Annotated in this window: 17 protein-coding genes; 13 read left to right on the top strand and 4 right to left on the bottom strand. The window is 40.0% G+C overall.

Annotation, left to right across the window (positions count from 1 at the left end; translation table 11 throughout):
- Positions 1 to 15 precede the first annotated feature (15 nt).
- From AC1PJP_RS02475 to AC1PJP_RS02455, 5 genes are read left to right on the top strand one after another with little or no spacing between them, the layout of a single operon-like run.
- The gene (locus AC1PJP_RS02475; protein WP_479766469.1) at positions 16 to 807 is read left to right on the top strand and encodes a DUF1365 domain-containing protein; all 792 of its coding nucleotides are present in this window, start codon (positions 16 to 18) and stop codon (positions 805 to 807) included.
- Positions 804 to 2,003: a class I SAM-dependent methyltransferase gene (locus tag AC1PJP_RS02470; protein WP_479766468.1), complete on the top strand. Its 1,200-nt coding sequence runs from the start codon at positions 804 to 806 to the stop codon at positions 2,001 to 2,003. The genes AC1PJP_RS02475 and AC1PJP_RS02470 overlap by 4 nt, the downstream gene beginning before the upstream one ends.
- Before the next feature lie 29 nt (positions 2,004 to 2,032).
- On the top strand, positions 2,033 to 2,812 hold the full coding sequence (locus tag AC1PJP_RS02465; RefSeq protein ID WP_191900017.1) for a DUF1295 domain-containing protein: 780 nt from the start codon (positions 2,033 to 2,035) through the stop codon (positions 2,810 to 2,812).
- A gap of 8 nt (positions 2,813 to 2,820) precedes the next feature.
- Entirely contained in the window at positions 2,821 to 3,870 is a 1,050-nt protein-coding gene (locus tag AC1PJP_RS02460) for an SAM-dependent methyltransferase (protein WP_479766467.1), read from the top strand.
- Between the two features lie 29 nt (positions 3,871 to 3,899).
- Positions 3,900 to 5,228 (top strand): sensor histidine kinase, encoded by a 1,329-nt coding sequence (locus tag AC1PJP_RS02455; RefSeq protein WP_479766466.1) that lies wholly within the window; start codon positions 3,900 to 3,902, stop codon positions 5,226 to 5,228.
- On the opposite strand, the gene AC1PJP_RS02450 is transcribed toward AC1PJP_RS02455, so the two are convergent.
- Genes AC1PJP_RS02450 through AC1PJP_RS02440 form a run of 3 tightly spaced genes read right to left on the bottom strand, consistent with a single transcriptional unit; the run spans position 5,225 to position 6,971 of the window.
- On the bottom strand, positions 5,225 to 5,920 hold the full coding sequence (locus AC1PJP_RS02450; RefSeq protein WP_479766465.1) for a response regulator transcription factor: 696 nt from the start codon (positions 5,918 to 5,920) through the stop codon (positions 5,225 to 5,227). The genes AC1PJP_RS02455 and AC1PJP_RS02450 overlap by 4 nt on opposite strands.
- Positions 5,921 to 5,937: 17 nt before the next feature.
- Complete coding sequence (locus AC1PJP_RS02445; RefSeq protein WP_282496169.1) at positions 5,938 to 6,432, bottom strand: chalcone isomerase family protein; 495 nt, start codon at positions 6,430 to 6,432, stop codon at positions 5,938 to 5,940.
- Positions 6,399 to 6,971: a nuclear transport factor 2 family protein gene (locus AC1PJP_RS02440; protein WP_282496170.1), complete on the bottom strand. Its 573-nt coding sequence runs from the start codon at positions 6,969 to 6,971 to the stop codon at positions 6,399 to 6,401. Before AC1PJP_RS02440 ends, AC1PJP_RS02445 begins: the two co-directional genes overlap by 34 nt.
- A 278-nt stretch (positions 6,972 to 7,249) precedes the next feature.
- Here AC1PJP_RS02440 and AC1PJP_RS02435 point away from each other — a divergent pair, with 278 nt between their 5' ends.
- From AC1PJP_RS02435 to AC1PJP_RS02400, 8 genes are all read left to right on the top strand, one after another.
- Complete coding sequence (locus AC1PJP_RS02435) at positions 7,250 to 8,002, top strand: aspartate/glutamate racemase family protein (RefSeq protein ID WP_479766464.1); 753 nt, start codon at positions 7,250 to 7,252, stop codon at positions 8,000 to 8,002.
- Between the two features lie 136 nt (positions 8,003 to 8,138).
- Complete coding sequence (locus AC1PJP_RS02430; RefSeq protein ID WP_479766463.1) at positions 8,139 to 9,125, top strand: quinone oxidoreductase family protein; 987 nt, start codon at positions 8,139 to 8,141, stop codon at positions 9,123 to 9,125.
- 11 nt (positions 9,126 to 9,136) lie between these two features.
- Positions 9,137 to 9,985 carry a TauD/TfdA dioxygenase family protein gene (locus AC1PJP_RS02425; RefSeq protein ID WP_263614069.1) on the top strand — a complete coding sequence of 283 codons (849 nt, stop codon included), beginning with the start codon at positions 9,137 to 9,139 and terminating at the stop codon, positions 9,983 to 9,985.
- A gap of 60 nt (positions 9,986 to 10,045) precedes the next feature.
- A complete protein-coding gene (locus tag AC1PJP_RS02420; RefSeq protein ID WP_416706767.1) occupies positions 10,046 to 11,098 on the top strand; it encodes a beta-keto acid cleavage family enzyme in 1,053 nt (350 codons plus the stop codon).
- Positions 11,099 to 11,213: 115 nt separating this feature from the next.
- Positions 11,214 to 12,563: an MFS transporter gene (locus tag AC1PJP_RS02415; protein WP_479766462.1), complete on the top strand. Its 1,350-nt coding sequence runs from the start codon at positions 11,214 to 11,216 to the stop codon at positions 12,561 to 12,563.
- Positions 12,560 to 13,216 carry a DsbA family oxidoreductase gene (locus AC1PJP_RS02410; RefSeq protein ID WP_479766461.1) on the top strand — a complete coding sequence of 219 codons (657 nt, stop codon included), beginning with the start codon at positions 12,560 to 12,562 and terminating at the stop codon, positions 13,214 to 13,216. The genes AC1PJP_RS02415 and AC1PJP_RS02410 overlap by 4 nt, the downstream gene beginning before the upstream one ends.
- A 14-nt stretch (positions 13,217 to 13,230) precedes the next feature.
- Positions 13,231 to 13,539, top strand: a complete 309-nt coding sequence (locus AC1PJP_RS02405) for a Rieske (2Fe-2S) protein (RefSeq protein ID WP_479766484.1) — start codon at positions 13,231 to 13,233, stop codon at positions 13,537 to 13,539.
- Positions 13,532 to 14,542: a YeiH family protein gene (locus AC1PJP_RS02400; RefSeq protein ID WP_479766460.1), complete on the top strand. Its 1,011-nt coding sequence runs from the start codon at positions 13,532 to 13,534 to the stop codon at positions 14,540 to 14,542. Before AC1PJP_RS02405 ends, AC1PJP_RS02400 begins: the two co-directional genes overlap by 8 nt.
- Positions 14,543 to 14,634: 92 nt before the next feature.
- On the opposite strand, the gene AC1PJP_RS02395 is transcribed toward AC1PJP_RS02400, so the two are convergent.
- Positions 14,635 to 15,645, bottom strand: coding sequence for an AraC family transcriptional regulator (locus AC1PJP_RS02395; RefSeq protein ID WP_022575469.1), 1,011 nt, complete (start codon positions 15,643 to 15,645; stop codon positions 14,635 to 14,637).
- Positions 15,646 to 15,913: the final 268 nt, after the last annotated feature.

Below are 15,913 nucleotides of genomic sequence, written 5' to 3'. Positions count from 1 at the left end.
GTAAGGAGCTTTCAAATGTTATTAAATAAACTTGCTATCGCTCCTGCACTTATTCGTCACCGACGCTATAGTCCGAAACCGCATCAATTTACATCGACCCTAAATTATTTATGGTTCGATCCAGATCAATTAGATGATATTACAAAAGATTGCTCACTGTGGTCGACTGATCATTGGAATGTACTAACACTATCTAAAAATGATTTTTTAAACATGTATCGCGGTTCTATAAAGGATCGAGTCGAGAAAGCGATACTGCAAAATAACAACTCACATCTTCGGCCAGACTGGCAAATCAGAGTATTGGCTTTGCCTCGTTGTTTGGGTTTTAGGTTTAATTCGGTCGTATTTTATTTTGTTTTAAACAAAACTGGAAAACCCGTATTTATTGTCAGTGAAATTACCAATACCCCGTGGAATGAACGAAAAGTTTATATACACGACTGCTCAAAACAACAAAAAAATATGGGTGATTATCAGAGTTTTGATTTTCATTTTGAAAAATCATTTCATGTTTCGCCGTTCATGCCCATGCAGTTGACTTACCACTGGCGGTTTAGCTTTTCAGATCAGCAAAATGTCATTCACATGGAGCTCTTTGAAGAACAAAAACAACTCTTTGATGCCACTATGCGCTTTGAACTTGTGCCCATCACATTTCCTTCACAGCAATATCGATATGCTCTTATGAACAGCCTAGCGCCTTTTAAAATGCTGTTTTCAATATATTTAGAGGCATTTAAGTTGTGGCGAAAAAAAGTTCCATTTTATCGCCATCCTAAAAAGATAAAGGTAGATAAGACATGATAAAAACATTTCTTTATGGTGAAGATGAGTCACTACCATTGTTACTCAAGAGCCTTCTTAAACTACGTCATGGACAGATTACTTTTCAGGGCGCGTGGAGTGGTACGGTTGGCGAGGTTTCAGACTTACATGCTGTGATTGAAGTTCGCAATCCTCTATTGATGGATCTGATTTTAAAAAATGGGGTTTTAGGGGCAGCGGAAGGCTATATCCGTGGTGACTGGAGCAGCGAGCAACTTGTAGAGTTGGTGCAGATCTTGGCACGTAATCGAGATGTATTGGACCAGTTCAACCAGAATGTTATTGCACAAGCGAGCCAGCTTTTTCTTAAAGCTTGGTATAAAAATAGAAAGAATTCTTTAAGCGGTAGCCGTAAAAATATTGCTGAGCATTACGACTTAAGCAATGACTTTTTTAAATTATTTCTAGATCCATCTTTAATGTATTCGAGCGCATTTTTTGAAAATGAAAATATGACACTCGAAGACGCATCTGAATTTAAAAAAGAGCTGATCTGTAAAAAGTTAGATTTAAAGCCATTGGATCATTTGGTTGAAATCGGAAGCGGTTGGGGCGGTTTTGCCATTTATGCAGCTCAACATTATGGCTGTAGAGTGACCACCATTACCATTTCACAAGCTCAATATGATGAAGCGATTACTCGTGTAAATGACGCAGGCTTAGCACATCGAATTGATGTGCAATTAAAAGATTACCGCTTGCTCGAAGGCAAGTTCGATAAGCTGGTTTCAATTGAAATGGTTGAGGCCGTTGGTGCGCAATATTTATCGACATACTTTGATCAGTGTAAAGCGCTATTAAAACCAAAAGGTTTGGCATTTATTCAAGCCATTACCATTGAAGATTTTCGATATAAAAAAGCATTAAATACCGTTGATTATATTAAGCGCTATATTTTCCCTGGTAGCTTCATTCCTAGCATAAGTGTATTGACTCAAACAGCCTCTGAGAGTGGTTTAAGGCTAAAACATTTAAATGACATTGGTTTAAGTTATGCACAAACAATTCATCACTGGCGAGCACGGTTTTTAACCGCACGAGAAGAAGTATTGGCTCTGGGTTTCGATGAAAACTTCATTCGCATGTGGGATTTCTATTTATGTTATTGCGAGGGTGGTTTTAAAGAGGGCGTGATAAGCAATGTTCACTTGTTGTTTGAGAGTGCTAGTTACTAACTCAAACAGCTCAAGTAGGGAGGCTGCTGATGTTTTGGAATTTACTGATTCTAGATTTAATGATCATGTTGCTGAGCTGGCTACTTGCCACTCTAAATGGCCGAGCTGGAATTGTAGATGCTGCATGGAGTTTCTGTCTGGCAGTAAACATTATTGTGTCTTCTTTACTCATTTCAGTTGCTCCTGTTGAAGTACGATTTTTTATCGGTATTTTTAGCGGCTTATGGTTTCTAAGATTATTTTGGCATCTGTTAAGACGTTATCAATCTGAACAAAAAGAAGATGGCCGTTACGCGAGCATGCGTCAAGCCATGGGAAAGTTTCAGCATTTTGGCTTCTTCTTATTTTTTATCTTTCAAACACTTTTAGTGCTTTTGTTCTTCTTACCAATGTGGACGCTACTCAATGTAGAAGCAACTGAATGGAGTAGTGGATATAAAGTCACTTTAGTGATTGCGGCAGTCATCATGGCGATTGCCTTTATTGGAGAGCAGCTCGCTGATCAGCAGTTATATCGGTTTAAATTAAATCCAGATCATCATGGCAAAACCATGGATCAGGGTTTATGGCGTTATTCACGTCACCCTAATTATTTTTTTGAATGGTTACATTGGTTTGCCTATCCAATTATTGGTTTAGCGGCAGGCCAATATTTATTGTGGATTTATCCGTTACTGATGTGGCTGTTTTTATATTACGTCACGGGTATTCCATTTAGTGAAAAACAAGCAATTAAAAGTCGCGGTCAAAATTATCGTGATTATCAGCAAAAAACATCAATGTTTATTCCGCGAAAACCCAAAAAATAGGTGCGCATATGGATTTAATTGTTCATCAGTCTTTGAGAATTGTTGAAAGTGGTTTAGTTCCAGATCATGCAATTCGAGCTGCAATCCGTGCTTTAAGCAAAAAACGCTTAATTCAAGAAGGTCGTTATGACCCTGAACAAGGGGCGCAGCGATACATGGATGTCCTTAATATGCTAAAAAGGAGTGAAATCGCCGTTGAAACGGACAAGGCAAACGAGCAGCACTATGAATTACCCACTGAGTTTTTTCAGGCGGTGCTTGGAAAAAGACTCAAATATAGTGCATGTTATTTTCCGACTAAAACAACAACTTTAGATCAGGCAGAGGAGCTTGCACTTCAGCTTTATTGTGAACGTGCACAACTTAAAAATGGTCAACACATTTTAGAGTTAGGCTGTGGCTGGGGTTCTTTAACTTTGTGGATGGCAGAAAACTATCCACGTTCACAGATTACAGCTGTTTCAAATTCTGCAACTCAGAAAAAGCATATTCTCGGGCAAGCAGAATTGAGAGGTTTAACCAATGTTGAAGTGCTCACCTGTGATGTAAATGTACTTGAATTAGACCAAGCCCAGTTTGATCGCGTTGTATCGGTTGAAATGTTTGAACACGTCCGTAATTACCAACGTCTTTTTGAAAAAATTCAGGGCTGGTTAAAAGCAGATGGTTTACTTTGGTGTCATATTTTTTGCCATCGCTTTTTACATTATCCTTTTGAAGTAAAATCAGATTATGATTGGATGTCCAAGTATTTCTTTACTGGCGGTTTAATGCCGTCGACTTCCACTTTTTTGCATTTTCAAGAGCATTTAGAGTTGGCTCAACAGTGGCAATGGTCGGGTGAGCACTATATGAGAACAGCAAACGCTTGGCTTGAGAATATGGATAACCAAGAAGTCGAACTGAAACCATTGTTTAAAAAAATCTATGGAAAAGATGCCAATATTTGGTGGCAACGCTGGCGTATTTTCTTCATGGCTTGTGCTGAGCTATTCGGTTTTGAGCAAGGACAAGAATGGGTCATTGGTCACTTTTTATTTAAAAAGAGAGCATTGTAATTTCTACAGCCTATCCCGGCGATAAAGATATGATAAGAACTCGAAACGATGGCAAAGCGAGTCATCCATTAGCCCAAATGTTCAATCGATATTATTGGTTGCAGATTGGTCTGATTGCATTATCGATCGTGGTCGGGTTGGCGTGTAGTGCTTGGGTGATTAAAGGCTCTTTACTTAAAACTGCTTTAGAGCAGGAAATGGAACATTACTGGTTACGTATCGAACGTAACCCAAATGCAGATTTACCTGATACCAAAAATTTATATGGATATCGGTGGAATACAGAGGTCGCACCTCAACCTTTTAAAGACATGCGTTTAGAAAGTGGCGTGCATCGAGTATTTGTTGATGGTAAAGAACGGATGACAGTCTATGGTGAGCATAACGGTCAGCATGTTCTATTGGTATTTGGCGAAAGTAATGTCAATAAACTGATCTGGTTATTTGGCCTTGCTCCACTCATGTTCAGTTTATCTGTTCTATATAGCTTTTTGTGGTGGTCAAACCGAAGAGCAAGACGCTATTTTTCCCCAATTACGCGTTTAGCGAATGCTTTAGAAAATATTGATTGGGCACATCAAGATACTCAAGCATCTCCTTTTAAAGATATTAATACCAATGGCAATATGGAAGCAGAATATCTCAAACAAGCCTTGGAAAAATATCATCAGGTTTTAAGTGATTTTATTCGACGCGAAAGGGAGTTTACTGGAGATGTAAGTCATGAGTTACGCACTCCGCTCACAATCTTAAAGGGTAATGTGCAACTTTGTCAGGCGAAATATGGAGAGGATAAAGCCCTAGTTCGACTTCATAATACAATTGAAGATATGCAGTTATTAGTCGACACCTTGCTGGCAATCGCACGTAATACAGTAAAAAGCTTACCGTCTGAGAAGAATTTTTTATCTAGAATTGTGAAGGATTTAGTCGAAAGTTTAGATGCGGTCAGCGAGAGTAAGGGCATACATATACATATTCAACCCGATCTTTCTGAACAGCCGCGTTGGTTATATCCCTCTATGACACAAATGGTGTTAAGCAATATTTTACGTAATGCGCTGAACTATTCTCAAGGCTCACAAATCGACATCATTCAACAAAAAAACAGCCTAATTATTGCAGATAATGGAATTGGAATTTCTTTACCAAACGATGTGAAAGTACAAGAGCTTAGCGACTCACAACTCTCTTTAAAGGCTAAAGGCCATGGAATTGGTTTGCAATTGGTACAAAAGCTTTGTAAACAATTAGGATGGCGAGTCGAGTTGTTTGATCGACAATATTATTTAACTACTCATCCTGAACTAGAGTTGGAGCCGACCACGGGTTTAATTGTTGTGGTCTATTTAAGTTAAGTAGGGGAATCTTCCAAAGCAATTTTTAAACCGACACCTGCTACTGTGTGTAATAGTTTAGGGTCAAAAGGTTTATCAACCATTTTTCTCAAATTATAGATGTGACTGCGTAACGCATCGCTTTCAGGTTCTTCGTCGCCCCATAATTCCATCATTAGTTCTTGCTTGGTCACCACTTTTGGAGACTGGCGCATCAAAATTTTTAATAGTTTAAATTGAATGGGGGGTAACTCAATATTATTTCCGGCACGAACTACAGTTTGAGTTGCGCTATCAAGAATTAAGTCGTGAATCTGAATTTTATGATGAGTAACTTCACCAGCTGCTCTTTTTATTAATGCACGAATCCGCATCACTAATTCGTTAAAATCAAAAGGTTTAACTAAATAATCATCTGTGCCAGCAGTAAAACCTTTAAGTTTGTCATCTAAAGTATCTCTTGCTGTCAGCATAAGAACTGGAATATCAACACCTTGTTCGGTACGTAACCAGTTGCATAGGTCATAACCCGAGCCATCGGGCAGATTTATGTCGAGCAGTAGAAGGTGATAATGCTGAGATTTAAGAAAAGTCCGTGCAGCATCTAAATTACGCGCATGGTCGACGACATAACCATGCACTTCAAGAAATTCGCAGACCGTTGCTGCAAGTTCAAAATGGTCCTCAACCATGAGGATAAAGTGATTACCCATGAGATTTTATTAAGCCATTAATTTAATAGTTGTTGTTTTAATTTAGCATTAAACGGTTCGCTACCAAACCAGATTTTAAAATATTGATTTGCATTCGGATTGTCTATAGAACCGAGCAGCTTCTGGTTTAATTTTAGTTCTAGTTTTTGATTTTCATGTTGATAGTAAAGACTGTAAAGATCTCCACTCTTAATTGGTCTGTATAGTTCATTAATATGATTAAGCGGAGATTTTGCATCAAAGCCGCTAACATTTTTCTTCAAAAAGTGGGTTGCTGCGCGTTTAAATGCCCACTCGGGAATATCGCGGTTATAGCTAAAGTCCATTTTGATGCTTTGACTTTGCCAATTTTTTAAGCAATCTTCAGCAAAGTAACTAACATTTCCCACTTTCTTGCTCGTCACCATTAAAGGAGCTGAACTGCATTTTTTTAGTTCAGCCGCATTCGCTTGAGATACGATTAAGATTCCCAGAAATATCAAGATTCGACTTTTTTGAACGGTAATACCCATTTATATACTCCTCCAAATATTGGTAAAGAACGATAAAGGCCATTCGCCGGATCCCAATAATCTTGCTGGAAAATAATTTTTTGCTGCTCATTAATCTTAATTTGACTAATTCCATAAGAAGCCATGGTTTTTGAGCGACCTAACATTTTAAAGTCATAGGTCATGTACCAATGAATGTAGGCTGTATCTTGGTGATGAGTTGCACTAATGAGTTTTACAGTGACATTACTCACTCGGGCATTCATACCTTCAAAATGCTTAATCAGATCTTTTTTCTGAGAGAACTGCGAGAGTGTATCGTTGATATAAAGTTGATCAGCGTAAAGATGACTCGCGTTATTCACAAAAGAAGGGGTACCAAGCGTATTAAATGCGGCAACAAAACGGTTGCCAATGTCTAGCGCTTGTTGGTCATTTAATTCTATTCCAGTAATTTTTTGTTCGGCTTTGCTGTAGTCACCCGAGTAACTAGGCACACTTTTACACGCTGTTAAACCTACCAAGGTAATCAACCCTAGGGCTGTAGTTATAATTTTCATGTCTATATCCGAGCCAACTTTATAAGATTAAATTAAAGAGCTGGTCGTGAAGTTTGCGTGAATTCTTGTTTTATGATTTGGGTTTAATGGAGAGCATTTTCTGTTTTAGAATTTTCATCAATTAGGTCTATTCAACTTAGACGTTTCTTTGGACGTCACACCGTTTAAAATTAATAAATAAGATAAGCTAGAAAAAATTTAATAAAGCAATTTTATTCTAGCTGCGCTTTACCCATAAGAGATATAGATAAGTTTTGCATAAATAGAAGGGTTCAATAATGAAAACAATCGGCTTATTAGGCGGAATGAGTTGGGAATCTACAGCACTTTATTATCAACAAATCAATAAAATGGTTCATCGTAAGTTAGGAAAATTGCACTCAGCTAAGGTCATTATTAATAGTGTCGATTTTGAAGAAATAGCAGCCTTACAAGCGAAGGGTTTATGGCAAGAAGCTGGCGCATATTTAGCTGAGCAAGTACAAAATTTAGAAAAGGCAGGGGCAGATTGTATTTTGGTGTGTACTAACACCATGCATAAAGTTGCTGCACAGATTGAAGATTCAATTTCGATTCCTTTCTTACACATCGCTGACGCAACTGCAAAAGAAATTTTGAGTCAAAACATTGGTAAAGTTGCACTGTTAGGGACCGCTTTTACAATGGAGCAAGATTTTTATAAAGCTCGATTGCAGGATTATGGAATTGATGTCGTTATTCCAAATGAAGCCGATAGAAAGATAGTTCATCGCATCATTTATGAAGAACTTTGTTTAGGTGTGATCAACCCAGATTCTCAGCAACAGTACATCGCTATTGTAGAGAAACTCATAGCTGCAGGCGCCCAAGGCGTTATCTTGGGTTGTACTGAAATTTGTATGTTGATGGGTGAGCTTAAATTCTCGGTTCCTTTATTTGATACGACGACCATTCATGCAAAAGAGGCGGTCAGTTTTAGCTTAAACGAAAATAAAAACTCTAGTAGCACCAATCTACATAAGTCTGCTGCAATTGCTGGGAGTATTCTTTAGCAATATTTGGAATATCCTTTGTCATTAAACGTTAAGCTTGTGTCGTGAAATGTAAAGTGGCCCATATCCTAACTGTTGTAATTTTGGTTATTGCTTTTATAGGCACTCAATAAAAAACCAAAATATGGAATAGGACATGACGTTGACGAAAGCTATACGTTTCTATGGAACAGGAACGCCAGAAGTAATGCGCTATGAAGATGTAGAAGTAGGAGATCCAAAAGCTGGAGAAGTACGCCTACGTCATGTGGCAGTCGGTCTAAATTATGCCGATACATATTTTCGTAATGGAACCTATCAAATTCCAATGCCTAATGGCATGGGCGTCGAAGCTTCAGGTGTCATTGAAGCTTTAGGCGAAGGAGTGACTCAGCTTAAAGTTGGTGATCGAGTTACTTATACAGGTTTTTTAAATACCTTAGGTGCATATAGCACCCACCGTCTAATTCCAGCAAATGCTTTAATTAAATTACCCGAAGAAATTTCTTGTGAAACAGCGGCTGCCATGACCATGAGAGGGCTGACCGCTGCTTATCTGATGCGCCGCATTTATGACTTTAAAGCGGGCGATTCAATTTTATTACATGCAGCCGCTGGTGGTGTTGGGCTGATCGTTTCTCAATGGGCTAAATTACTTGGCTTGACTGTTATCGGTACCACATCTTCAGAAGAAAAAGCTGCCGTAGCGCGAGCTCATGGTTGTGATCATGTCATTAACTACAGCTATGAAAATGTTGCCGAACGTGTACGTGAGTTAACAGGTGGCGTTGGTGTAAATGTCGTTTTCGATAGTGTTGGCCAAGCCACTTTCATAAGCTCATTAGACTCTCTCAAACGCCGTGGTTTGTTGGTCTGCGTAGGAACAGCGTCTGGTCCAATTCCTGCTTTTGATCCGGTATTACTTGCCGTGAAAGGTTCATTGTTTGTCACACGTCCAGCTTTGGCAGATTACATTGCAGATCCAACCGAGAAGAAAGAACTTGCAAATGAATTATTTGATCATGTTCGGCATGGACGAATCAAAATTGAAATTAATCAGCGCTATGAGCTAAAGGATGCAGTACAAGCTCATCGTGATTTGGAAGCACGTAAAACAATAGGTTCATCAATCTTTGTAATTTGAAGGGATTTCTTATGCAAATTGAACAGTTAACTTGCAATATTGGTGCAGAGCTCAGTGGCGTCAAACTCGCTGATGCGATTTATGATGATGGATTATTTGCTGAAATTCGCACACAACTACTTAAACACCGTGTGTTGTTTTTACGAGATCAGCATTTAACCCGTCAGGATCATGTCGCATTTGCAGAAAAATTTGGACAGCTCGAAGATCATCCTGCGGTAGGCAGCCATCCTGATCATCCGGGTTTGGTGCAGATTTATAAACATCCTGAAAGTCCTGTTGATCGTTATGAAAATGCTTGGCACAGTGATGCAAGCTGGCGCAAGGTTCCACCGATGGGATGTGTGTTGCACTGTGTTGAATGCCCACCAGTGGGTGGCGATACTATGTGGACCAATATGGTCATGGCCTATGCGTCTTTACCCGACGATATTAAAAATAAGATTGCTGACTTACGTGCCTACCACAGCATAGAGGCGAGTTTTGGTGCTGCTATGCCACTTGAAAAACGCTTGGACTTAAAAGCAAAGTTTCCCGATGCTGAGCATCCAGTGGTACGTACTCATCCTGAAACTGGTGAGAAAATTTTATACGTCAACGCGTTCACAACCCACTTCAGTAACTATCACACCAAAGAGCGCGTCAGATTTGGACAAGACGCCAATCCGGGCGCAGCTGAACTACTACGTTACTTAATTTCTCAAGCTTATATTCCAGAGTTTCAAGTGCGTTGGCGTTGGAAGCCTAACAGCATTGCCATCTGGGATAACCGCAGCACACAACATTATGCAGTCATGGATTATCCACCTTGCCACCGAAAAATGGAGCGGGCCGGCATTATTGGTGACGCAACCTATTAAATCTATAGGTTAATAATTTTATCTAATTGAAAATTTTAAAAAATATATGAGGAGATGCACATGCAATTCTTTGACGACTCATTGCACCCGGAAAATATGGAAAAAGTGGTAATCACGGTTGCGCCGTATGGTCCCGAATGGATGCCAGAAGACTTTCCTGAAGATATTCCAGTGACCATGGATGAGCAAATACAAAAAGCGGTTGAGTGCTATGAAGCAGGCGCGACGGTGCTGCATTTACATGTCCGTGAGCTTGATGGCAAAGGCTCTAAACGCTTGTCAAAGTTTAATGAGCTTATCGCAGGTGTTCGTGAGGCTGTGCCTGACATGATTATTCAGGTAGGTGGTTCGATTTCATTTGCACCAGAGAGTGAAGGTGAAGCGGCTCTATGGCTAAGTGATGACACCCGACATATGTTGGCTGAACTTACACCAAAGCCCGATCAAGTTACGGTAGCAATTAACACCACACAAATGAATATTATGGAATTGCTCTATCCTGAATATTTAGAAGGGACTTCATTGGCACATCCAGCGACTCAGGCAGCATATGCAGAGATGACTGTGCCTGCAGGGCCTGCATGGGTCACTGAACACATCAAGCGCTTATGTAAAAACAATATTCAACCGCACTTTCAGTTAACGGGTATGCATGGTCTTGAGACGCTAGAACGTATGGTGCGTAAAGGATTGTACATGGGGCCGTTAAACTTAACTTGGATTGGAATCGGTGGCGGTTTTGATGGTCCAAACCCATTTAATTTCTTTAATTTTATTCATCGCGTACCTGATGGATGTACTTTGACATCGGAATCTTTGCTCAAAAATGTATTGCCTTTTAATACGATGTCGATGGCAATGGGTTTACATGCCCGTGTGGGTAATGAAGACACGATCATTGATCATCACGGACGCCGTTTTTCATCTGTAGAGCAAATTAAGCAAACCGTTCGGATTGCCCATGAACTAGGCCGTGAAATTGCCTCAGGAAAAGAAGCCCGTGACATTTATCGTATTGGGGTGCAATACAACAGTATTGAAGAAACCCTAATCGCAAATGGTATGGCACCCAATCGTAAAGCAGGGCAAAAGGGCGTGCCGCAGCGTAACTAATGTGACAAGGTCTAACGGAATTTAGACCTCAAATGTAGTGCAGCTTATTCGCTTTGTTTTTAAAAGCGTTGCTGCACTAGCTAAATAGAAATTATAAAAAATACAAGGAGGTCGTATGAATGCACATCAGTATTCAGATCAGATGAGCGATGTTGATACGTCAATCAGTATACCTCGTCGTTATGCATGGCTTGTTTTTGCTTTGACATTTGGTTTGCTCATTTCAGATTACATGTCAAGGCAAGTCTTAAACGCAGTCTTTCCTTTACTTAAAAATGAGTGGTTGCTCAGCGATAGTCAGTTAGGTTTGCTCAGTGGCATTGTCGCGTTAATGGTGGGTTTATTGACTCTGCCGTTGTCATTAATGGCAGACCGTTTTGGAAGAGTGAAAAGCTTGGCCATTATGGCGGCTTTATGGAGTTTGGCGACTTTAGGATGTGCACTGGCTGAGAACTATGAGCAAATGTTTATTGCTCGCTTTATGGTTGGTGTGGGTGAAGCTGCTTATGGCAGCGTGGGAATCGCGGTGGTTGTGGCTGTTTTTCCACGAGAAATGCGTGCAACACTCGCCAGTGCTTTTATGGCGGGTGGCGTATTTGGCTCGTTTTTGGGTGTGGCTTTAGGTGGTGTACTCGCACAGCATTTCGGTTGGCGTTGGGCTTTTGGAGGCATTGCTTTATTTGGTCTCATTTTGGCTTTTCTATATCCAATTTTAGTGAAAGAAAACAGAATAAACGCAGCACCTCAAAATAAAAATCGTAGTAAAACTCAGCACATTAAAAGCCCTTTAAAAACTTTATATTCAAGTCGTTCAGTCATTGCCACTTACATTGGTAGTGGTCTGCAATTATTTGTTGGTGGCACAGTAATTGTCTGGATGCCGAGTTATCTCAATCGATATTACGGCATGAGTACCGACAAGGCAGGTGTGATGGCAGCGGTCATTTTGCTATGTAGTGCAGTAGGCACAATTCTATGCGGCATGTTGTGTGATTATTTGGGCCGTAACTGTCCAGATCGTAAGGTCAGTTTAGCGATTACATACTGCTTGTTCGGTTGTGTTCTTTTATTCATTGCTTTTGCTATGCCTGCGGGACGGAATCAGTTACTTATCATCTGCCTCGGAATGTTTATTGCCCTAGGAACCAATGGGCCATCTAGTGCCATGGTGGCCAATCTCACACATAACTCAGTTCATGGCTCTGCATTTGCAACACTCACTTTAGCTAACAATTTTCTTGGTTTAGCGCTTGGTCCTTTAGTCGTTGGCAAAGTATCTGATGTGATTGGTTTACATAGCGCATTTCAACTTATGCCATTGGTCAGTATTGCAGCAGCAGCCGTATTTTTTTATGCCAAACGCCATTATCACAAAGATATTGCACGCTTTGAGCAGCAAGGAATAACTGAGCTTAAAAATCATTCAGGTAACCAAATACAAAAATGCGGGATGAATAACAAATGATGATTCGGCAATTACACATTGATGTATTTTTTGACTTTATTTGTCCTTGGTGTTTGATCGGAAAACGTCAGTTACTGATCGCTATAAATAGATTTTATCAGCTTCACCCCAAAGTCAAAGTTATCGTGCACTGGCGAGGTGTTCAGCTCATACCGGACTTAGCAGTTGAAGGTGTACCGTTTCAAACGTTTTATTTGAAACGGTTAGGTAGCTTGACAGCAGTTCGTATGAGACAAGAACAGGTCAATAAAGCTGCAAATAAAGTTGGGCTCAAGATCGATTTTGAGCAAATTAAACGGATGCCAAATACGGCCAAAGCTCATCGCTTATTTGATAAAGCTTTAAAGATAGGAACTCCTGAGCAGTGCAATGCGTTGTTAGAACAACTCTTTGCTGCCTATTTTTATGATGGGTTAGATATTGGAAACACCATTACTTTATCCAAAATAGCAAAACAGTGTGGTTTTTCATCTGAACTTATAAAAAGTGCGCTTATTCAAGATCATCAAGATTTTATCTCTGCAAGTACAGGAGGTAATGGCGTGCCTTACTTTATTTTTGATAGGGCTTCTGCCTTAGTGGGCGCGCAATCAGCAGATGCGCTTTATCAAGCGATGCAAGAGGCAATGCTGGCACAAGGAGAGTTGATATGACTAACCGATTTGAAGTGCCTTTTGAGAAAATTCCCAATTCAGGTGAGCGGGCTTTTTTTAAAATTGGAGATAAAACTCTCGCACTATTTAATGTTGCGACTCAGTTTTATGCAATCGATGATAGTTGTCCTCATCAGGGGGCATCACTATTTAGTGGACGGTTAGAAGGACGGGTGATTCAGTGCTGTGCCCATGGTCTACGTTTTGATTTAACAAATGGCTGTTTGGTTAATTCTGCTCATCTTAAAGTTGCGACTTATCCCGTAGAAGTGGCCGAGGACAAGGTATTTATTGTGATGCGTTGTGGGGAAAATCATGAGTAGTTTAGTTTTGAAAAATTTTTCCCAGCGTACAAGAGAATTAGCACCAGGCTTTGTGGTCAGTTCGGTCGTTGCTGCGGCTGCCTGTTTTTTATCAGAGCACTATGGTGCGCCAGTCATGCTATTTGCGCTACTGCTCGGCATGAGCGTGAATTTTTTAGCTGCTGAAAGTAAATGTAAGGCAGGTATCGAGTTTACCGCACGTAGTGTGCTCAGAATGGGCATCGCGTTACTCGGAATGCGTATTACTTTGGGTCAAATCACCGCACTAGGTTGGCAGCCTGTTGCGTTAGTCATTACTCTGGTTATTGTCACAATTGCCGTTTCTGTCATTGCCGCTAAAATTTTAGGCTTCCAAAAACTATTTGGCATGCTCACTGGTGGATCAACGGCAATCTGTGGTGCTTCAGCCGCACTGGCACTATCGGCTGCTTTTCCAAATCATCCGCAAAAAGAAAAAGCGACCTTGTTTACCGTGATTGGCGTGTCGGCACTTTCAACTTTTGCAATGATTGTCTATCCGATGATTGCGAAGTGGTTAGAGTTATCGCCACAAGCGGCTGGTGTGTTTCTTGGTGCTACGATTCACGATGTGGCGCAAGTGGTCGGCGCTGGTTATAGCATGTCTACTCAAACGGGTGATACGGCGACTGTAGTTAAACTCATGCGTGTGGCAATGCTGCTTCCAGTAATCGTTTGTGCAGCCATGATTACCCGTATGCAAGGTGCAGATTCAACGGGGGAACGACCGCCATTACTGCCTTGGTTTGCTGTTGGCTTTCTACTACTGGCTTGTATTAACAGTACAGGATGGGTACCAACGATAGTTCAAAATGGAATTAATGATTTATCACGCTGGTTTTTAGTCATTGCAATTAGTGCTTTAGGAATGAAAACTCAGTTAAAAGAATTGGCATCTGTCGGAATTAAACCGATTCTTTTAATGATCGGCGAAAGCATCTTTTTAGTGGTATTGGTTCTTGGACTTATGCGCTTGTGGTTTTAATTTAAAAAATTAGACTTTTAAGGAAGTTCCGGAGTGGTTCTCCAGCTTCCTTACATTTTAAATGACTTCATTGGGCTTCACATAAAGAGAAATTAATTGAGCAGGGCTTTATTGTGACTACGCCACATATTTGGTGACATACCAAATTGGCTAATGAACCAACGCGTAAAAGAACTCGGCATTGAGTAACCTAAAATATCAGACACTTGAGCAAGTGAATAATTTAGATTTTTTAAATAACGAAATACGAGATCTTTGCGTACTTCATTCATTAAATCACTAAAACTCGTTTGAGCTTCTTCTAATCGACGTTGTAAAGTCCGTACGTGAATACCGTGTGTTTGAGCGACTTGATCAATCGTAGCGCGCCCCATTGGCAAAAGAAGATAAATACTTTTACGAATATCAAAAATCATGGTCGATTCATTACTATTCTGCAAAATATCTAAATAACGCTGTGCATGGTTGGCCATAGCCAGATTTGCTTGAGGATTTGTTGTATCAAGTTCGGCCGCTGTACAAACAATGCCATTAAAGTCACTACCAAACTCGAGCGCACAGCCAAAAATCCGCCGATGCAAAGTTAAATCACTAGGTGGGTTATGAGTGAAGTGTACACTTAACGGCCGCCATTTTTGCATCATGAGTGCTGCACAAAAACGATGGGTGATTCCTAAAGCAAGTTCTGTGGCTTGCCGGCTATATCCGCAAGTTGTGGTTATAACTTCTTCTCGAATAACAACCGTATCGTCAATTTCTTCTATATATATTTCAAGTGAGTTATTGAGTAAGTTCCTATAACGAACAATCGTTTGCAGCGCTTCTCTCAAAGTATATTGGTAACTTAATAATAAGCTCAGTTCACCAAAATCCGCGATTTCGCGTTGCTCAGCCATATGTAAACCGAATACATCGCAATTACTCATTTGGGCTGAGTCTTCAAGCAAGGTAATGGCTTTATCGACAGGAATACGTTGTTTAAGATCATTCAATTGAGTTTGGCTAAGCCCAACACGTGATAATAAATGGTAGGGATTTAGATCTAATTGCTGAGCAACTGCCAAATAATTTTTTAAAGAGGCGGTATGCGCAAGAGGCACCATTTTATTATCTCCTGGTCTTAATCAGCCATATTCCTTACAGCTCATATCTAGTTATAACTAAAATATCTGCATTACAAAAGCTTTTATTTAAGCGCCTAATCATGATGTCGATTCAATTTTAAAGTTATTCTTTTAATTCATTTGTAATTACAAAAACTAATTTAATTAATTTACGAAATTTTAAAAAGATGTGTCGTCAAATGAAAAGTCCGTGACGTCTTATGTACACCATTAACTGAAATGAGCCTTTATTGTGAATGGAGTTTTA

This window comes from Acinetobacter sp. V116_7, assembly GCF_056735735.1.
Note: the sequence above shows the minus strand (reverse complement) of the source record. Positions and strands in the feature narration are given on the sequence as shown.